The organism is Brasilonema angustatum, from assembly GCF_059505445.1.
In genome coordinates this window covers 90,693-111,031 of sequence record NZ_JCACKO010000102.1, presented here as the reverse complement: position 1 = coordinate 111,031, position 20,339 = coordinate 90,693, and the positions used below count along the sequence as shown (strand labels likewise).

The window sequence follows — 20,339 nt, the reverse complement described above, 5'->3', positions numbered from 1 at the left end:
TTTTGTTGCCTCATAATTTTATATTAAATAGTAGCATGGTTTAATAATAGCAAAATAGGTGTTTAACTTTGAATTCAACTTGCTGATACACTTTTTTATAAATTTTTATGGTTGGGATGAGTATTGCTGGTCGGGTTTTCTAAAAATTGATTTAATTTAGACAAGCAGTTTTAACGAGATGAGTGAGAAGCTAGAGTTTCTTGATCAAGAGATCAAGATGTTCATTAAGAGCTTTAACAATTCTATATAACCAAAAAAATGCAGCTTCACGACCAATTGAGGGATTTTTTGACTCAGGGCTTGTTTAACTCGTCTTGACATCAAGATATAGTTATAATCCAAGGAGCATTGAATTTGGAAATTTTCGCACCTTAGAATGAACTTAAGTCTGACTTCCAGTGTCGCTGTATTTTACTCTTGTTCCTCATAAGCCCAAATATAGAAATTAATTGTCAAGCCGTGAGCATTTTTTTCTGGTAATCTGGCTATTGACACATCTGGTGTTAAACCCATTGGGTAGTAATACAACTGAGATTTTGATGATTATCCTTAAACTATAATGAGTAGCTCTTTAATCATCAGCCTATTAACAGCTAGCTTTTAATTAAGGGCAACAAGAGTATAGCTCACTTATTGGTGAGCTACTCCATAGTGGAAATTATTGCCAAAGATGGGTATAGCAATTTAAAAACTTTGGTTGGTAGTCATGGAAGTTATTTTTAAGATCATACGGCAACAACAAAATTCCTCTCCGATAGTGCAGAATTACCATTTGGATGTTGAAGGGGGGAATACAATCCTAGATTGTCTCAATCTTATTAAGTGGGAGCAAGATGGGACATTGGCATTTCGCAAAAATTGTCGCAACACGATTTGTGGTAGCTGCGCAATGCGAATCAATGGGCGTTCTGCTTTGGCTTGTAAGGAAAATGTTGGCAGTGAAATTGCTAAATTGGAACAAACGGTTACAACAGGAAGTCATAGAAATGGCATTCCAGAAATCATCATCGCACCACTAGGCAATATGCCTGTTATCAAAGATTTAGTGGTAGATATGAGCAGTTTTTGGAACAACCTTGAGGCGGTTACTCCTTATGTGAGTACAGCAGGGCGTAACATCCCAGAAAGAGAATTTTTACAAACACCCCAAGAGCGATCGCGTCTTGATGAAACTGGTAATTGTATCATGTGTGGAGCTTGCTACTCTGAGTGCAATGCTCGTGAAGTTGACCCAAATTTTGTTGGCCCCCACGCACTGGCTAAAGCTTACCGCATGGTAGCTGACTCTCGTGATCAGAAAACCGAAAGTCGTTTAGAAGAATATAACGAAGGAACTAAGGGAGTTTGGGGTTGCACCCGTTGTTTTTACTGTAATTCCGTATGTCCAATGGATGTCGCCCCATTAGACCAAATCACAAAAATCAAGCAGGAAATTCTTGAACGCAAACAAGCAAGCGACAGCCGTTCAATTCGCCATCGCAAAGTATTGATAGACTTAGTTAAAGAAGGCGGTTGGATTGATGAGCGTCAATTTGGTATACAAGTAGTTGGGAACTATTTTAAAGACCTCAAAGGGTTGCTCAGTCTTGCTCCCCTTGGGTTAAGAATGATAACCCGAGGTAAGTTTCCTCTTTCGTTTGAACCTTCCGAAGGAACTCAACAAGTGCGATCGCTGATTCAAGCCGTCAAGCAAGAAGAAAATAGAGATAAGAAATAAGGCAGATACGGGGAGAGTCATCGAAGAGGAAAGGGAGTAGGGGAGAAATCCCTTGGAAAAAGAACCCTTTCCTGTGCTTATGATCAATCATAAAAGCTCTCCTTGCTCATCTGCCTCATATCCCTTAACGTGGATCTTGAGGTATATTCAGCGGTTGTCCGGAACGGTTATAAACTAAAATATCCCATTGCCCATTCACACTAGACTCAAAAGCAATCCTATTACCATCAGCACTCATTGTTGGATGACGAACTTCTGCTTGCAGGTTGGCAGTCAAATTTCTTAATTGACGTGTATCTCTATCATAAAGAAAGATAGCCGAGCGACCCTGTCTACTACCTGCAAAGACGATATAACGACCACTTTCAGAAACAGCAGGATGAGAAGCGACAGTATCAAAGGAATTTAGACCGGGCAAATCTACCAAACTGCCAGTGACTTTGTCAAACATATAAATATCTTGCCTACCCCCTCGGTCACTCGCAAAAACGATATATCTTCTTGAGATTTGGGGATCTAATTCCGAAGCAGAACTATTAAGACTTAGTCCGCCTGGATCGTAAGGATAGTTCACTATGCGTGGGTAACCAACACAGCCACTTAACAAACTAGCTGTAACAAATATAGGTAAAAAAATAGAATGTTTCATAGTCATGAGTCATGAGTCGAAGACTTAAGACTTTTACACCATCCCCCTTATGGAGGTGCACCCACCGATGCGCCATTGTCTATATCTAACTCAACATCCGGTCCGCGATCTAAAACTTCAATATCCCACTGACCACGGCTAGCAGTTTCAAAGACAACATAACGCCCATTTGGGCTGATACTTGGATTTCTGATCCAGCCACGATAGGTTGGGGTAAGAATTTGCGACTGTTGCGTAGCGCGATCATAAAGCGCCACCACTGGTCTACCTTGGTCACTAGTCATATAAGCAATGTAACGTCCGGTGTAGCTGAGGCTAGGACTTTCGACAATTGTTTCCGGTTGGTTTAAGCGCGGTGTTTGAATAAACTGTTGCTGATCCAAGTCATACACCAGCAGTTGGTGACTACCATTGCGATTAGAGACAAATCCTAAAAAACGACCATTTCCACTCAACGCTGGTTGCTGTTCCGTGTAACGGCTGTTGAGAGAAGTCGGTCCAAGAGGGATATCGCTATAACTACAAGATACAAGCAAACTTGCCAATGCAAAAGTTAGACCCCAAGGAATTTGCCTTTGGAGCCAAAAACTAGGTGTAATTTTCCTCACCTCAACTTTTTTCGTTACGCTTTCGCGTCTTCCACCTAATCTTATTTATAGATTTATAGATCATCATCAAATTTCGATGAGCTATCTCGATCTTGATCGGAACGCTCAGGACGGTCTAATGGTTTGTATTCAACATACTCACTAGAAATGACATCATCATCCTCACGTCCCCTTTGAGGAGTGGATTCACTGGGCGATCGCCGTTTTCTCGGTCTTGCAGGAACATCCTGATCACGAGTTTCTGGACGTACTGTTCCATTACTACCACGACGCGAAGGTCGTCTTTCTTCAGTAGTCGAGCTGCCCCACTCATCAACTACTCTATCGGAACCACCCCAATCTTCATCTTCAATCCTTTCTGAAGGGCGTACAGAACGTCCAGAACTCCGACGACGGGTTTTGTCAGTTTTGTCACTTGATATCGGTCTTTCGCTACCATTGCGACGTTCTGAGCGACGAGGAGTTTCATCTTCGTAGTAATCATCCTGAGATGAACGGTTCTCCCTGCTACCCGAAATACGACCACGCACGGGGCGCTCATCGTAGTCATCATCATAAGGCAGTGGTTCTAACTCAGCGTCTACCTGTGCCTTATACTTCTTGTTGTACCTATAGTTGTCGCTAACTTCTCGTTCGTCATCAACAATGGGAGTGTTACGCTTGGCTTGCTGAGTCGCTATACCCCGCAGGCGAATACTTTCCACCGCAAAAAATATAGTTGAGCCTGCCAAAAGCAACTGACCAAATTGTAAAATCGGATCCAGACGCCAACCTTGGAATATGAGAATGAAGCCGCAGAGTAAACCCACAGCAGCAAAAAAGATATCCTGGTCGCGTGAGAGTTCTGGACGCACAGTGCGGAGAAAATACAGTGCTGCCCCAGCCACAGCCAAGAAAATTCCTAGGATACTGGCTGAGTTTGCCCCAAAATTGACTTGAGCCAGAACACTGGCTGAGTTCAGCCCAAACATTAGCATCGTTGTTTACCTAATATCAAAATCTATGTTAGCGAGTCAGAATTGAAATCTCTACTGTAATTAGACACAATATACTTTAAGGATGTGAATTTGCCACTCGGGCTAAGCGAAGCAACACTTAACTTTGTCCCTACATTATGACCCAAAGCTAACAAGTCTGTGTCTGCCGGCTCAGTAAGCTTAGTATAAGTATTTTTTTATAATGAATTGCTAAGAGTTAGCAATTGAGCAGTGAACTGGCGGAAAATCAGTTTTAATACTAGAGGCGTGGTATGCCACGCCCCTATGAGATCTCTTATGAACGCTGGATTTTATCCTTCTGGCTCACAAAAACCAATCCTACTGTGGCGGGGACAACAACAATTAATGCACCCCAAAACAGACTCCAAAGGAAGTTTGCTAAAGATGGCGTCATAGATTTCAACCTTTTTTTACATACTTTATAACAATTCTAATGGTCTAGTAGACCGTTGAGAAGCCAGTTATCCCAAAGATAAATGATTCAAGTTGTGTAACAGCCTTTGGTTAAAATTAGAGAAAGGCTTTACAAACCTTAAAATCTGCTGATCCAGTTCTTTCCCTTTATTCAAAAAAAGTCAAGCTTAAATCATGACTGGTGCTGACCTTGCCATTTGGATTCTCGGTCCAATATTAGGACTGATGACATTTTTGTTTATTTTCCGGATTATTCTGACTTGGTATCCCCAAGCTGATTTGAATCGTTTGCCTTTTAATCTGGTCGCTTGGCCTACTGAACCCTTTCTAGTACCGTTACGAAAGATTGTGGCACCTGTGGGTGGGGTGGACATTACCCCAATCATTTGGGTTGGTATCTTCAGTCTTTTACGGGAAATTCTTCTCGGTCAGCAAGGACTGCTGACCATGCTGTCTCGTGCTTAGTAACAAGGGGTATAGGGGTATAGGGGTGTAGGGGTGTAGTGGTCTGGGGGTGTTAGGCGTATAGAGGAAATGCATTTACGCTTGAGATAGAGAAAATGCATTTTTTCTCTTATTCTCTTATTCCCCTACACCCTTACCCCCCTACACCCTTAGCTTTGATCACAAATACTACTGCACTAAGGTTTTCATTTCCTGTATGAAACTCGTGTAGACTTGCCCCTGCAAAAACTGTGGGTTTTCCATGATTTTTTGATGAAACCCAATCGTTGTGGGTAATCCCGTGATGGCACATTCTCGCAGTGCTCGTTTCATACGGTTAATCGCAGTGGGACGGTCTGCTCCCCAAACTATTAACTTGCCAATGAGGGAGTCGTAGTAAGGAGGAATTTGGTAATCAGTGTAAACATGGGAATCAATTCTAACTCCTGGACCTCCTGGGGGGAGATAACCACTGATACGTCCGGGAGAGGGACGAAAGTCATGCTCAGGATCTTCGGCATTAATACGACATTCGATCGCATGACCCCGTAAGACAACTTGGTCTTGTGTTAACTTAAGTCTCTCCCCTTGAGCAACACGGATTTGTTCAACAACTAAATCTATACCAGTAATCATCTCCGTGACTGGATGCTCAACTTGAATCCGGGTATTCATTTCCATAAAATAGAAGTCACCGGATTTATCCAAGAGAAACTCAATCGTACCTGCCCCACTGTAGTTGATAAACTGGGCAGCTTTGACTGCAGCTTGTCCCATTTTCTCTCGCAAATCTGGATCGAGAGCTGGACTGGGAGCTTCTTCTAAAAGCTTTTGGTTACGGCGTTGAATTGAGCAATCCCGTTCACCTAAGTGGATGACATTTCCATAGTTATCAGCCAAGATTTGAAATTCAATATGACGGGGACGCTCAATAAATTTTTCTAGATAAACTCCGGAATTACCAAATGCAGCTCCGGCTTCGCCTTGGGCTGCTTGGTAGGATTTGACAAATTCACTTTCAGAATGTACCAGGCGCATACCCCGTCCGCCACCGCCTGCTGTAGCTTTAATCATCACTGGGTAGCCAATTTTTCTGGCGATCGCCAAACCCTCTTGCTCCGACTCTATCAACCCATCGCTACCTGGTACTGTGGGTACTCCGGCTTTTTGCATGGTTTCTTTGGCTGTGGATTTATCCCCCATCAGCCGGATAGCTTCGGGAGATGGACCAATAAAAGCAATATGATGGTCTGCACAGATTTCTGCAAACCGAGCATTTTCAGCTAAAAACCCATAACCAGGGTGAATAGCGCTGGCATTGCGGATCAATGCCGCTGCAATAATGTTAGGAATATTCAAATAACTTTTACTGCTAGCAGCTTCGCCAATGCAAACCGCTTCATCAGCAAGTTGGACGTGCAGAGCATTACGGTCAACGGTGGAGTGTACCGCAACCGTCGCAATCCCCATTTCTTCACAGGCGCGGAGAATGCGAAGCGCTATTTCTCCCCGATTAGCAATTAATATTTTGTCAAACTTCATCTTTTAGCTTTTGATATCAGTCCTGTAGATTGACATTGTTCTGCCGTCAAAATTGAAATTACGCAGACCCTCATTTCAAATTCTGACTGGAGATTCCCAAAATTCTTTCCAAATATAAGGAAAGATCTCGCTGCTTGCCTCTACGGGTATTAACTAGACTAGCAGCAGCGATGTTGCCGAGTATGAGTTCATTTTCCCGACTTTGGCATAATAAGAGCGTACCGTGCGCTTCATGGTGAGACCAGCACGAGTGACAAGTTTCCCGACAGCCAGGCGACTGGCGCTCTTCCGTTAGGCGAAGGCAGGCACACCCCGAGGGTAGAACCAATTTCCGACCGCAGTTGCGATCGCGATACCTTTAATATCACTTGGAAAGCCATGACATTTCTGTCCGTCGAGTATATCCATCTGTTGTGAATTCTTGCACTGAAATTTTCTATAAGTTGGGTATTACTGATCATAAATATTTCTGTTATGCTATACTCTAAACCTAGGGAAACCTTGCGGATGTGGCGGAATTGGTATACGCGCACGTTTGAGGGGCGTGTGGCTTTGCCTTGCGAGTTCGAGTCTCGCCATCCGCATATCTTAGTATGTAGTGCCAAGTTATGAGTGCCGAAATGTCAACTTTTTGTAAATCAAAGAATGACTCAGCACTCATGACTCATGGTTCATTCGCTATTAAGCTTCACTTGTGCTTTTATAGAAATAAGTGAAGTTTTGTAAAGAACCTTGACTGCGACTTTTAGACCGACAAACAACTTAACATTACCTATGGGATGGCATCGCCTCAGTGCAACTTGGCAAGGTGGCGAGGAAGTCATTCAACAAAGTTTGCCCCACACTCAGCTAGCACCAGCTTGGCAATTACTCCTTCTAGGTGATGGGTCTCCAACGAGACACCTACAATTGCTAACGGGCGAACCGACAGAGGTAGACGTCATCGATATGTCATTAATTGGCATGGACTTGGATGGTGCACCAGAACTTATCAAAGCTGTCCCAGGACCAAGGCTACGGCGACAGGTGTGGCTGCGTACCGCCTCTGGTCAACGATTGGCATATGCTACTTCATGGTGGGAAGCATCTCATGTAGATGAGTATTTGCAAAACCGTTCATTACCGATTTGGGCGAGTTTAGCTCGTCTGCGTACGGAATTGTATCGGGATGTGCAAGGGATTTACTACGGTAACTCAGATGCTTTGGAGTCAGGTTTTGATGAACCCGGATCTTTTTGGGGTCGCCACTACTTGTTTTGGCATCACGGACAGCCTTTAACCTTAATTTACGAAGTTTTCTCGCCTTACTTGACGAAATATTTAGGACCTACGCAGCTAAGTTCTATTAATGGTAAGGTTTAGTCCCAAATTTAGTTGTGTAGCAAAAACTTCTTGTTTTTTGCTACACAATGAGGATTTTCCACTTATCTGTGCTGGCTTCCTTATGCTGACGTGAGTTCGACGAACTAAAAAGAAGGATAAGTTTGTCATTGCTGCAAATAATTTTTGTAGTCACAAATGCTATGAATTTGTGATTAACTGTACTAAGTAATTATGGTTGTACAGGCTAATAAAATTATGAGATTTTTCAATTTTTATCAGATTGGCCTTCCACTAATCAGCCTTGCCCTGTTAGGGTGGGTAGCGCCAAGATCTGATGCAGCACTTTTAGTGGGAAGTTATTATAATAACTCCGTTCTGCGCTACAACGAAAAAACGGGAGAATTCATTGATGACTTTGTTGCTTCAGGTAGTGGCGGACTACAGGGATCAACAGGTTTAACTATTGGATCCGATAAAAATCTGTATGTTAGTAGTATTTTGAGCGGTAGCGTCCAACGTTACGACGGAAACACAGGAAATTTTATTAGTACCTTCGTTCCTTCAGGTAGTGGTGGATTAGACACACCTGAGGACTTGGTTTTTGGACCAGACAGTAACCTCTACGTTACCAGTATTACTACCCGCACAAATAATAGTGTTTTACGCTACAACGGACAAACAGGAGCTTTTATTAATACTTTTGTTCCCTCAGGCAGCGGCGGAGTTAGTGCGCCATTTGGTTTGAGCTTTGGTTCCGACGGTAACCTCTACGTCAGTAGTAGTCTTACTGATAGTATTTTACGCTACAACGGAGAAACAGGGGCTTTTATTGACACTTTTGCAACAGACGAAAAAGGGTCAGAACCTAGTGGCTTAACCTTTGGACCTGACGGCAATCTCTACGTCGCCAACTTTAAGACTAACAGTATCTCACGCTTTAACGGTAAGACAGGAGCCTTTATCGACACTTTTGTCCCTGCTGGCAGTGGCGGACTCAACGGTCCTGTCAAGCCAATCTTCGGTCCCGACGACAACCTCTACGTCAGTGGCTTAAATAGTAACAACGTGTTGCGTTACGACGGCAAGACGGGAGCTTTTATTGATACCTTTGTCCCTACAGGTAGCGGTGGCTTAAATGGGGCTGGCTTTTTAGCTTTTACGGAAGACAGCACTGTTATTCCTGAACCTAAAATGGGGTTAGCTGTATTGGCGGTTGGTGCTGCGCTAGGAACAGGCAAGATACTTAGGCGTAAGCAGAAAGCCACATTATAAAAACCCAGCAATCAGTAGCTCACAAACTTTCAGAAACTGACGTCATAATGAGACGTAAGTTCAACGGGTTGAAAAAGGCATAAAAAAGCGTGAGACTGTCATAAAACCAAAAATAAACAAGGTGTGTGGTGCAATGTCCACGCTTTGTATCTGGGCTCGACGTAACCCAGATTTTCTGTAATGTAGACGATTTCTGGTCATCATGGAAGCAGTGGTGGCAACAACTAGCGCAGCTACTACCTCCTGCTGTTTTTTAACTCCGTCGAATTCACGTCATGCTGCTTTGTTTAACATCAAAGTCCCAGATCCTCTGGAAAACCCAGCATGATATTTAAGTTTTGTACAGCTGCTCCGGATGCGCCTTTACCTAAATTATCGAGGCGAGCAACTAGCAGCGCCTCGTGGGTTGTATCATTGGCGAAGACGGAAATTTGAACAATATTAGTGTTATTCATTGCCATCACGTCTAAGAATTTTCCGTCTCGCAAAAGAGTGGAGTCTTGGAATGGAGCGATCTGTACAAATTTTTCGCCTTGGTAGTAGTCAGCGATCGCCTGATAAATAACTTCACCTGATGGTGGATTCTCCAAAGTCCACAGTGGTAAGGGTACCTGTACTAGCATCCCCTGCTCAAAATCCCCCACTGCTGGTACAAACAGCGGCGGCGATGCTAATCCTGAATACTTATGCATTTCCTTAACGTGCTTGTGCCCAAACTCTGTACTGTAAATGCCATAGGGATAGAGCGATGTTGCTCCGGCTTGCTGCTCGTGGAAAGCGTGGTATTCTTTGATCAGATTCTTTCCGCCACCAGAGTATCCTGATACCGCATTAATGGTAATCGGAAAGTGAGTGGGAAGCAGTCCGTTAGCAATCAATGGACGGATACAAGCTAAAAATCCTGTGGGATAACAGCCCGGAACACTAACAAACTCGGCGCTGGCAATTTTCTCTCTCTGTCCCGAACTCAGTTCAGGAAAGCCATAAACCCAACCCTCAGCCGTTCGATGAGCAGTACTAGCATCGAGGATTTTAACAGAACTGCTGACAAAGCTAACAGCTTCGCGGGCTGCATCATCAGGTAGACAAAGAATGGCAACATCGACAGCATTGATCAGTTTCGCTCGCTCAGCTGAATCCCTGCGTCGAGAAGCTTCAATGTTAACTACCTCAATGTCATCTCGTTGGTTGAGGCGCGAATAAATCTGTAAGCCTGTAGTTCCCGATTCCCCATCAATGAAAATCTTAGGTTTAGTCATCATGTGCTCAGCATCCTGATCCGTGACAGGTATTTTGTCCCACCAATACTTAACTTAGTCTGTTGTGGATCAACTCATCAATAAAGCAAAGAAAACCTTTTGGTTAATATTACCAACAAGCAATTATCATGTCACAATAATGAGTTGCGCTTACAACTCTGAGCCAGTCATGATGCGCCGACTGGCTCAGAGTCATCTACCTCGGTGTCTAAGTGCCCGACTCGTTCCCTCAGCGCCCGATTTCGACACCTTCAAGGATGCCGAGTGCGTCGGGGATGAGTATGGCAGCAGAGTAGTAAGCACTCACTAAGTAGGAAATGATCGCCTTTTCGTTGATACCCAAAAACCGCACAGACAAACTGGGTTGGTATTCATCAGGGATACCGGTTTTGTGTAAACCTATCACCCCTTGGTTTTCTTCTCCGACACGGAGTACCAAAATAGAGCTAGTACCCTCTTTGGTGATAGGAATTTTGTTACAAGGAAAAATCGGATAGTTGCGCCAAGCAGGTACAATCTTTCCATTAACCTCGATACTAGGGGAATAGACTCCACGACGGTTACACTCTCGACCAAAAGCAGCGATCGCGCGAGGGTGAGCTAGGAAGAATTTCGACTTCCTCCGCCGAGAGAGCAATTCATCAAAATCATCTGGGGTGGGTGGGCCGGTGCGGGTAAAAATGCGTTGCTTAAGATCCGCATTGTGCAACAACCCGAAATCAAGATTATTCAACATTTCGTATTCTTGCCGTTCCCGCAACGCTTCGATAGTCAGGCGTAATTGTTGCTCCGTCTGGTTCATCGGTTCGTTGTAGAGGTCAGCAACTCGCGTATTCACCTGTAAAATGGTTTGAGCGACGCTTAACTCATACTCTCGTGGATGCAAGTCGTAATCAACAAATGTCCTGGGTAACTCAGTTTCCGGACTATGACCGGCGGACAGAACGATCTCAGCTTGATTATGCTTATCCTGAGGTTTGCTCAACATAGCTCTAAAGCGATCAACCTGAGTCTGCAACGCTTGCGACTGGTTCATCAGCTCCCGAAACGCCTGTACTGGCAAAGACAAAACTATGCAGCGCGTAATAGCTCTGAGGCTAACTTCCCAAGTATCTTGAGATAGAACTATAGCTTCGCCACCAAAACAATCGCCCTCAGCTAAGATATCTCGTAAAGCTTCCGCCTCATACTTTCCTGCTTTAAGCTTATTAACTTTACCGTGGGCAATTAATAACACCTGGTCAGCTGGTTGACCTTCCTGTACAATTACCTCACCAGGGGCAAATTCTTGTTGTACAAAGCGATCCGCCAAGGCGTTGAGTAACGAAATATCCTCAAACCCACGCAGTAATGGTAGTTCACAAAGTGCTTGGGGAATAACTCGCACTTCGGCTCCTGTATTGGTAAAGCTAACCCGTCCACTGCCAACGTCATAAGTCAAGCGACGGTTAACCCGATAGGCCCCACCCTTGATTTGTACCCAAGGCAACATCTGTAACAACCACCTTGGGGTAATCCCCTGCATCTGGGGTGGAGTTTTCGTGGTTTTGGCTAGATTCCGCGCCCCTTTCGTGCTTAAGCTCATCTGGGGTTGCCCGTTTTCTTGGTCTAAATCTGGCCTAATCGAAGCATCTGTCATAACATTAACGTTTCATGCCACTAAATTTACATTCCTAAGAGAGACTATCGGGAATAGGGGCGAACGGCCGTTCATTGGTGTCAACTTAACGTTCAAATCCTTATACCACGTCGTTGATTTGACCTCACCCCCCGTAAAGCTACGCTTAACGTCCCCTCTCCTTAGTAAGGCTATGCATTGTCCAGATCTTTCTTAACAATCCTGAAAGCCTTGCTATACAAAGTTTATAAAGATTGAGTTTTTGGCAAGGCTTGACAATTGACCACTCATTCTTCTCAGGAAAAGAGCCTTTTTATTGAGAATATGTTACGGAGTATCAGGGTTTGGTGAGTCGTGAGCGAGCGCTCTCGCAAATATTAAGAAAGATCCGGGTAATGGATAGCCTTAGTAAGGAGAGGGGCGGTTTTGGCGCAAGACAAAACCGGGGTGAGGTAAGCGCGACAATTGTGGACGAGTAGAATAAGGCATGATGTAACGTTCTTGACTTGGGTTTGGGCTTAAGTTGACACGTCTGACAGCCGTTCGCCCCTATTTTAAGGAGGGTGTCCGACTACTTAAAGACCAATTTCTACATCTTCAAGGATGCCTAGTGCGTCAGGAACGAGAATGGCTGTAGAGTAGTAGGCACTAACCAGGTAAGAAATAACAGCCTTTTCGTTGATATTCATGAAGCGAACAGACAAACTAGGTTGATATTCATCAGGAATGCCAGTTTTATGAAGACCAATAACTCCCTGGTTGGCTGCTCCCACACGCATTAACATGATGGAGCTAGTACGCTCTTTTGTCACGGGAATCTTATTGCAAGGATAGATGGGAATACCACGCCAAGACGGAATTGCACTGTTGCCTGCAGGGATAGGATCAGGATAGAGTCCAAGGCGGTTGCATTCCCGACCAAAAGCAGCAATAGTGCGGGGATGGGCTAAGAAAAAGCTTGGTTCTTTCCAAACAATAGAGATCAACTCATCAAGATCATCGGGAGTTGGGGGGCCACTGCGGGTAAAGATGCGTTGTTTGAGATCAGCATTGTGCAACAGTCCGAAGTCACGATTGTTAACCATTTCGTGTTCTTGGCGTTCCCGTAAAGCTTCGATGGTGAGGCGTAATTGCTCCTCAGTTTGGTTCATGGGTTCGTTGTAGAGGTCAGCAACCCGTGTACTGATTTGCAAAATGGTTTGAGCAACGCTTAACTCATATTCCCGTGGATTGATTTCATAATCTGCAAAAGTCCCAGGTAATACTGCTTCCGCGAGGTGGCCTGAGGAAATATCGATTGAAGCTTCCCCTTCTTCGTTTTTGGGTTGGCGCAATTTTGCCCTGAATTGATCCACTTGAGTTTGTAACGCCTCAGACTGGTTAACCAGGTTTTGAAAGGCTGCTTGAGGCAGAAACAAGATGGTGCAACGGGTAAGAGCAGTGAGGGTGACATCCCAAGTATCCTCGGATTCCACTAAAGCGTAGTCGCCAAAATGGTCGCCATCGGATAGCACATCTAAAACAACTTGCTCATCATACTTGCCTGCGCCAATTTTATTGACTTTACCATGAGCAATCAGCAATACTTGATCGGCTTGTTGGCCTGCTCGGATGATGACATCTCCTGCAGCAAATTCTTGTTGTACAAATTGACCAGCCAAGGTGTTTAAGATCTCAGTATCTTCAAATCCTCGTAATAAAGGTAACTCAGTGAGTTCTTGAGGGATGACCTGTATCTGCGCTCCTGTATTGGTAAAGCTGACTCGTCCATCTCCAACCACATAGGTTAAGCGACGGTTAACCCGATAGGTACCACCAACTGTTTCTACCCAAGGCAGCAGTTTTAACAGCCACCGTGAGGTAATTCCCTGCATCTGGGGTTGGGTTTTGGTGGTTGTTGCCAAATTACGCGCTGCTTGGGTCTGCAAACTCATTGGCAATTGCTCAATTTGATTTTGTATGGGAGTGTTTGCTGCATCAGTCATGATTAATCTCCATTAGTAATGTTTGTTGACAAGTTATTTGATTGACCGGAATAGCGACTCAGATTGAGTTGAGCTAACCTTTCCTTCCTAAGAGCGATCCGATTTTGGTCGCTGAAGTCCCTAACCCTGTTGGACCACTTAGTAAGTTCTGCACTACTGGCTCAACATTGGTTTGAGTTTTTTCCTGACTGACACTTGGTCTAATTTGGGTCGCGGCAGTGCCTAACCCTGTGGGACCACTGAGTAAGCGCTTTTCTGTCGAGTTGTTCCGCAATTCAAATTCCTTATAGCGGTCTACCGCCCTATGCCACTTGAGTACGCCGCACATCCACTGTTCCAGTTTCTTGACGTATCCGTACAGTTTCTCACGCGTACTTGTATCCAGGTCGAAATCGTCACACAAGATAGGGAGTTCAGTCGCAACGATATGTTCAAACTGAAGGGCACGAGAGGTCATCAGGTCGTTAACAATTGCAACGGCCTGGGGGATATCGCAGTTAAGGAAATTCTGAACCGCCAGCACACCGTTATTAATCTCGCCCTCAAATTCGATTTCTTTCTGGTAAGAAAAAACATCGTTCGTCAAACAGGCGAAGTCGGCGGCTGAATTCTCAATTCCCTGCATAGTTCGGGTGCGGAAGATTTCTGCTGGGATTTCATCCCCTTGGGACAGTCGAGATAGGCTCATGGTTAGGTCAGAACCAAAAGTCTTACGGCGCATTTCCACATAGTCTATTGGGTCTGGAATGCGATTTTGGATTTGGTTAGCCAGTTCCCATAACCAACTTTCCGTCATATCCTCGATCGCCTGACGAAACTGGCGACGAGCATTAGCTGTCATCGGTCCAGCCGTCCGTGCCCAAATATCAGCTAAACCCCGTTCGACTGGGTTGGTTGCTTCGGGAATGGGATCTCCATCAAGGGGCATAAACGCCGATAGCCGAGCGTTGAAAATTTTTGCCCCTGGCATATTTCGGCTATAGCCATACAATGCCGGAAAGTAGTCATCGGCATAGGTTCCCCAAACGAGCCAACAAGCTGTGATATTCAACTCAGGACCAGATCCATTGGGATGAATATACGCACCGCATAAAGCTACGTCGGCCACATCGAATTTGTGGTCATCCCAGATGTAAACACCTGGCATCCCAGGCAGTACGTCCAGCATCCCCATTTGACGCGCCCATTCTTTAGAATGTCGCCGAGCCTCCTCTAGATGGGGATTCAAGCTGGTGGAGAAGGGCATATAAAACTGTGGCAGGGTTACTGGTCCTACAGGCTGATAGGGGACATGGGTGAAGCTTTTGAACCGTTTTAGTCCCAAACTATCGTATAAAGCTCCCAGACGAGCCGCCGATGTGCCTAATCCAGTGGGGCCGCCTAAAAGCCAGCTGAGTGACGAAGATTTGTCTGATGTTTGGTTCATGTAGCGGCTCGATCTCATGTGCCACTCATGACCCCCCGACTGCCAGTCCTGAAGTCCTTTGGCATATAGGACGACTTTCAGACGCTCATCGGGACTGAGACTATATTCCTCGAACAAAGAAGGAAGCTCAGTGACAAAGGTGTTCTCGAACTGTTGCACCCGAGATGTTAGTAAGTCGTTAGTTTGATTGGCCGCTTCCTGGGTACTCACATCGAGGAATCGTTCTAAAACCAGGATACAGTTAGCATTTTCTCCTTCTTCTTCCACTTCTCTTTGGTAAGAGAAGATGTCATTTCGTAGATGTACCCCGTCAGAAAAGGTATCTTTGAGGACACGCATTGGTCGAGTGGGCGCGATCGCACCGGGAATTTCTGCCCCAACCGCGTGTTCCACTAGGTTAGCTGACCAAGGCGCTCCCCCCACCTTACGGCGCATCTCAATGTACTCAATGGGGTTAGCGACTCGATTTTGGCTGATATTAGCCAGTTCCCACTGAGATTCTTTGAGAAGATTGATCGTACTTTCAGAAAATCGGATTACCCAGTCTTGGGAGGCATTGGGGATGGTGCGAGCCCAGAGATCTACTAAACCCCGTTCTACGGCATTGGTAGGTTCTGGCTGTGTTTCTTGGGGCTGCACAGGCATAAACGCTGGCAGTCCATTGAGGTACTTCTTAGCCCCAGCCATATCTTGGCTACGCTTGTAAAGTTCAAGGAAGTGATCGTCAAAGAAAAATACCCAAACATACCAGTCAGTTACCAGATTGAGCATGGGTTCATCGGCATCTGGATGAGTATAGGAACACAACAACGCGTAGTCATGGGCATCAAACTTGCGCTCATCCCAAATCCCATAATCTTCTGATTCCTCTGCCCCACCCAAAATCCCCATTTCATAAGCCCAGGCTTTAGAATGTACCCGTGCCGCTTCCAGGTTTGGGTTCAGTCGTGCCGGCCAAGGCACATAAAAACTCGGCAACTCAAAAGGTTGCTTGCTTGAAGTCATTGTCCATTTAAACCTATCAGTGAAAAATGACAAATTGGACGAATAAATTTCAGTGCGATTCGCTTTTAGACAGGTTGTTTTAAGAACACCACAATTTGGGCGTCTGCCTGAAAAAGCATCGCTACGATCATTGTCCTATTGGACTTTTGAGTCTCGTTATTTTTGATATTCGACCCTTGCAAATCAGTGCTTACTAGGGTTTGCCTCTAAATTCACCAGAGTTTATCTCTGAGTAAGATGCATTCGAGTAAAACAATCTCATAGTGAAACAAAAAAAGCAATAGGTAGAGTAAAACAGTTAAGCAGATAGTTCAATCAAAATTGAAGATATTAAGACAGTTAACTAAATATCTTGTAAGTTACGTAAAAACACAGGCAAATTTAAAGTATTGACTATAAAAATACCTTCTTTCCCTGACTAATTCTTCTTAAATCAGACATACTGATTTTAATACTGAGTTACAAAATATATCATTTTTTTTCTGGTGCAAGATCTGAGTTAAGCAGACAGTTAAGACAGTTAAGACAGTTAAGACAACTAAGATAGTTATAAAACTTTACAGAATTGGTTACACTTAAAACTTAAGAATTGACAAAGTATACAAAAAATGCATAGTAAAAATGAAAGTGGTAGGCGATTGCGCAGAGCGCAGACGCGCCTGGGCGTATCGCTAATCACTAGAAGCGTTGGAAGACGGATAACACGTATGTTGGCTTCTCTGGGGTAGGAAGCTGTAGGAACACTATGAGAGCTACTACTATAGGACTTACGCATGAGTTACTAATGAACTTGACTGTGAGATTGCGCGCCAGACGTCGCAACGGGTGCAACTACGTCATTGTTGCGTAAGTCCTGTACCAAACCATTAAAAAAAGGAGTCAGAATTCAGAACTTAGGAGTCAGAATCAATTGGATGGGGGATTTAAACCCCAACCAATTGTAGACAACGCCAGATACTATGTTCATTCGGACTTCTGGCTCCTGACTCCTGAGTTCTTCTGTTAACCGATTCGTGTGACTTGAACACTTACCTCTATTCCTACTGGCAGAATCATGCGGATGCTGGATGTGTACTTTTGCCGGAGATTATGTCAGGGGTTTGTCGCATGATGGTGTCAATAGATTTTTGCGACACTTGCAGTATAAACCCAAGAATTTATTTGATGAAATCAAACTGCATATCAATGAAGAAAAAAAAGAAACCGTCTTTGGTACTAACGCTCTCGTTTGCGGGATTATTAATCTGTGGAGGGAGTGGAGGGTACTGGCTGTTAAGTCAGGGAAACTCATCATCTAAAGATTTACTACCAGGTGCGAATATCATTCCCCAAGATGCCCTATTTGCAGTTTCTCTAAGCACAGATCCAGGACAATGGCAGAAATTACGAGAGTTTGGCACAAAAGAAAGTCAAAGCTTACTGGATAAAAATTTAGTACAGTTGCGCGATCGCTTTTTAACTAGTAATGGTTACGACTTCCAAAAAGATATCAGTCCTTGGGTTGGCGATCAAGTCACAATGGCAGTTCTCGCCCCAAGCGCCAGTAAACCAGTGTCAAAGCCGATTGCGACTGATGGAGAAATAACGAGCAATGAGCAGTCGATGGTAATGATTCTGCCAGTCAAAAATCCCGAAAAAGCGAGCAGCATTCTAGCACAACCTAAAGCCGCCAAAGGTGGTAAGTGGATTGACCGCACTTACGAGAATATTGTTATTAAAGAAACTGAAGGGCAAGTTGGAGAAAAATTGTCAGCAGCCCTATTAGACAAACGTTTTCTTGTGATTAGCGATAATTCCAAAACCACAGAACGGGCAATTGACGCATACAAAGGTCAACAATCCCTAGCTACAAGTCCGGGTTTTGCAGAGAATTTGCCAAAAATCTATAATTACCAACCCTTTGCTGAGTTGTATGTGAATGTGCCTTACTCTGCTAGAATAGCCGCTAAATCTCCAAATCGTCCTTTGTCTGCTGAAGTTTTGACTCAACTTCAAAATAACCAAGGTATAGCAGGGACGATGACTTTGGAGTCACAAGGAATTCGCTTAAAGAGTGTTTCTTGGCTAAATCCGACTAGCCCGCGCGTGCTAACAGTGGAAAATAAAGCAGGAAACATGCAAGATCGCTTGCCCACAGAAACCTTAATGATGCTGTCTGGCGGAAACTTACAGCAGTTTTGGGGTGATTATGCCTCAACTTCCCAAGCAAATCCCTCTGCACCAGTTATGCCAGAACAACTGCGAAATGGTGTAAAATCCCTCACAGGTCTTGATTTAGAGCGAGATTTGCTCTCGTGGATGAGAGGAGAGTTTTCTGTCTCAGTGATTCCAAATACTCCTAAACAAGGTATGGCAGACGATTTTCGTGCTGCTTTGGTTTTCATGGTACAGGCAAGCGATCGCAGCCGTGGTGAAACCGCCCTCAAGCAGCTTGATGAAGTTATGAAAAATCAATACCAGTTCCAGATAAAATACACAACAGTTGATGGTAAACCTGTTGTCAACTGGCTTGGACCTTTTGGAACTTTGACCGCGACTCATGGTTGGTTAGATGATGATGTCGCTTTCTTGGCGGTTGGTGGACCTGTCACTGATAAAATAGTTCCTAGACCAAATAACACCTTAGACAGTAGTGGCTTATTCCAGGACACAGTTCCACGAGAACCCAATCCTACAAATAGTCAGTTTTTCTTGGATGTAGAACATACGGCGAAAAATTTTCCTCTACCAGTTTTCTTGCCTGAACAACAAACTTTGTTACAAGCAACACGCTCAATCGGAGTGACAAGTGCTGTGAGTGATAGCCGCAGTACTCGCTACGACATTTTTCTATCACTTCAAAAAACTGGAAAACCAGATCCTTTACCAAGTCCCACAAATCAATGATGAATCATGAAATTTTTAGGATTATTCATGATTTATGATTTAGAATTCCTACCTGCCTTAAAACAGATAGGATCATAACAATCGAAATCCATACCATATTGACTGGAGATAAAGTTAATTATGAATTTGGTTGGACTCCAGAACTGGCTAGACAATGCCTCATTTGCAATTCTATTTGTGACGATGCTAGTTTATTGGGGTGGGGCGGCTTTTCCAAATGTGCCTGCAACTGTTGTCGGTACGGCTGGAATGGCGATCGCTAATTTGTGCATAGCAACCTTACTAGGTGCAAGATGGCTGGAGGCTGGGTATTTTCCTCTCAGTAATTTGTATGAATCTTTATTCTTCTTAGCTTGGGGAATAACGGCTGTCCATCTGATTGCGGAAAATACAAGTCGCAGCCGCTTAGTAGGAGTTGTAACTGCACCTGTGGCTATGTGTATCACCGCTTTTGCCACCCTCACCCTACCATCGCAAATGCAAGTCGCAGAACCTTTAGTACCTGCGCTGAAATCTAATTGGCTGATGATGCACGTCAGCGTGATGATGTTGAGTTACGCAGCTTTGATGGTGGGTTCACTTGTGGCGATCGCCTTCTTGATTGTCACCAGCGGTAAAGAAATTCAATTACAAGGAAGTTCTGTCGGTACTGGTGGATATCGTAGCAACGGCTATCGCTTGCATAAAGTCACTGAGTTAAATGCTCAACCATCGACAGTTGCTGCTGAGAATAACGGAGTCGCGCGTATAGAAAGCAATAACAACGGCAAAACTGCTGTTTTAGATTTAGTCACCGTTACTCAGTCTCAAGCGATCGCAAAAGCAGAACCCCTTTCACCTCAGCGTCTAAGCCTTGCGGAAACTCTAGACAACATCAGCTATCGTATTATTGGATTGGGATTTCCCCTACTGACTATTGGCATCATTGCTGGTGCTGTTTGGGCGAACGAAGCTTGGGGTTCTTACTGGAGTTGGGATCCTAAGGAAACCTGGGCACTGATTACCTGGTTAGTTTTTGCTGCTTATCTTCACGCTCGCATCACCCGTGGTTGGCAAGGGCGTCGTCCTGCAATCTTAGCTGCGGGTGGCTTTGTTGTTGTTTGGATTTGCTACCTAGGGGTTAATTTGTTGGGTAAGGGTTTACACTCTTACGGTTGGTTTTTGTAATTATCTTGACTTTCTATCCCCTCTTC

General features: G+C 44.4%; 16 protein-coding genes and 1 tRNA gene. 7 read left to right on the top strand and 10 right to left on the bottom strand.

Translation table 11 applies throughout. The features are described 5' to 3' along the window. Window positions 1–706: 706 nt before the first annotated feature. Window positions 707–1,717 (top strand): succinate dehydrogenase/fumarate reductase iron-sulfur subunit, encoded by a 1,011-nt coding sequence (locus AC5JM2_RS17315; RefSeq protein WP_495836089.1) that lies wholly within the window; start codon window positions 707–709, stop codon window positions 1,715–1,717. Between the two features lie 124 nt (window positions 1,718–1,841). Here the strand turns inward: AC5JM2_RS17315 and AC5JM2_RS17310 are convergent, their stop codons facing one another. From AC5JM2_RS17310 to psbX, 4 genes are all read right to left on the bottom strand, one after another. Continuing rightward, window positions 1,842–2,366: a TolB family protein gene (locus AC5JM2_RS17310; protein WP_495836088.1), complete on the bottom strand. Its 525-nt coding sequence runs from the start codon at window positions 2,364–2,366 to the stop codon at window positions 1,842–1,844. A gap of 47 nt (window positions 2,367–2,413) precedes the next feature. Continuing rightward, window positions 2,414–2,974 (bottom strand): TolB family protein, encoded by a 561-nt coding sequence (locus AC5JM2_RS17305; protein WP_495836087.1) that lies wholly within the window; start codon window positions 2,972–2,974, stop codon window positions 2,414–2,416. A gap of 53 nt (window positions 2,975–3,027) precedes the next feature. Beyond that, a complete protein-coding gene (locus AC5JM2_RS17300) occupies window positions 3,028–3,951 on the bottom strand; it encodes a Ycf66 family protein (protein ID WP_495836086.1) in 924 nt (307 codons plus the stop codon). A 295-nt stretch (window positions 3,952–4,246) separates the two neighbouring features. Continuing rightward, a complete protein-coding gene (gene psbX / locus AC5JM2_RS17295) occupies window positions 4,247–4,366 on the bottom strand; it encodes a photosystem II reaction center X protein (RefSeq protein WP_210611748.1) in 120 nt (39 codons plus the stop codon). 194 nt (window positions 4,367–4,560) lie between these two features. Between psbX and AC5JM2_RS17290 the strand changes: the two genes are divergently transcribed. Then, window positions 4,561–4,851, top strand: coding sequence for a YggT family protein (locus AC5JM2_RS17290; RefSeq protein ID WP_210611749.1), 291 nt, complete (start codon window positions 4,561–4,563; stop codon window positions 4,849–4,851). A gap of 168 nt (window positions 4,852–5,019) precedes the next feature. On the opposite strand, the gene accC is transcribed toward AC5JM2_RS17290, so the two are convergent. Both accC and AC5JM2_RS17280 read right to left on the bottom strand, forming a co-directional pair. Further along, window positions 5,020–6,372 (bottom strand): acetyl-CoA carboxylase biotin carboxylase subunit, encoded by a 1,353-nt coding sequence (gene accC, locus AC5JM2_RS17285; RefSeq protein ID WP_495836085.1) that lies wholly within the window; start codon window positions 6,370–6,372, stop codon window positions 5,020–5,022. A 230-nt stretch (window positions 6,373–6,602) separates the two neighbouring features. Next, on the bottom strand, window positions 6,603–6,833 hold the full coding sequence (locus tag AC5JM2_RS17280; RefSeq protein ID WP_495836084.1) for a hypothetical protein: 231 nt from the start codon (window positions 6,831–6,833) through the stop codon (window positions 6,603–6,605). Between the two features lie 42 nt (window positions 6,834–6,875). Here AC5JM2_RS17280 and AC5JM2_RS17275 point away from each other — a divergent pair. The 3 genes from AC5JM2_RS17275 (at window position 6,876) to AC5JM2_RS17265 (ending at window position 8,967) form a co-directional block, all read left to right on the top strand. Beyond that, window positions 6,876–6,956: transfer RNA gene (locus tag AC5JM2_RS17275), tRNA-Leu, on the top strand. 148 nt (window positions 6,957–7,104) lie between these two features. Further along, window positions 7,105–7,734 (top strand): chorismate lyase, encoded by a 630-nt coding sequence (locus tag AC5JM2_RS17270; protein ID WP_495836083.1) that lies wholly within the window; start codon window positions 7,105–7,107, stop codon window positions 7,732–7,734. 216 nt (window positions 7,735–7,950) lie between these two features. Further along, entirely contained in the window at window positions 7,951–8,967 is a 1,017-nt protein-coding gene (locus tag AC5JM2_RS17265; RefSeq protein WP_495836082.1) for a Vgb family protein, read from the top strand. Between the two features lie 293 nt (window positions 8,968–9,260). On the opposite strand, the gene argC is transcribed toward AC5JM2_RS17265, so the two are convergent. From argC to AC5JM2_RS17245, 4 genes are all read right to left on the bottom strand, one after another. Beyond that, a complete protein-coding gene (gene argC / locus AC5JM2_RS17260) occupies window positions 9,261–10,226 on the bottom strand; it encodes an N-acetyl-gamma-glutamyl-phosphate reductase (RefSeq protein ID WP_495836237.1) in 966 nt (321 codons plus the stop codon). Window positions 10,227–10,455: 229 nt separating this feature from the next. Further along, window positions 10,456–11,865, bottom strand: coding sequence for a family 2B encapsulin nanocompartment shell protein (locus AC5JM2_RS17255; RefSeq protein WP_495836081.1), 1,410 nt, complete (start codon window positions 11,863–11,865; stop codon window positions 10,456–10,458). A 554-nt stretch (window positions 11,866–12,419) separates the two neighbouring features. After that, window positions 12,420–13,829, bottom strand: coding sequence for a family 2B encapsulin nanocompartment shell protein (locus AC5JM2_RS17250; protein ID WP_495836080.1), 1,410 nt, complete (start codon window positions 13,827–13,829; stop codon window positions 12,420–12,422). A 73-nt stretch (window positions 13,830–13,902) separates the two neighbouring features. Further along, window positions 13,903–16,260 carry a family 2 encapsulin nanocompartment cargo protein terpene cyclase gene (locus tag AC5JM2_RS17245; RefSeq protein ID WP_495836079.1) on the bottom strand — a complete coding sequence of 786 codons (2,358 nt, stop codon included), beginning with the start codon at window positions 16,258–16,260 and terminating at the stop codon, window positions 13,903–13,905. A 1,185-nt stretch (window positions 16,261–17,445) separates the two neighbouring features. Between AC5JM2_RS17245 and AC5JM2_RS17240 the strand changes: the two genes are divergently transcribed. Further along, entirely contained in the window at window positions 17,446–19,146 is a 1,701-nt protein-coding gene (locus tag AC5JM2_RS17240) for a DUF3352 domain-containing protein (RefSeq protein WP_495836078.1), read from the top strand. A gap of 120 nt (window positions 19,147–19,266) precedes the next feature. Then, window positions 19,267–20,313: a c-type cytochrome biogenesis protein CcsB gene (ccsB, locus tag AC5JM2_RS17235; protein ID WP_495836077.1), complete on the top strand. Its 1,047-nt coding sequence runs from the start codon at window positions 19,267–19,269 to the stop codon at window positions 20,311–20,313. The last annotated feature ends 26 nt before the right edge of the window (window positions 20,314–20,339 follow it).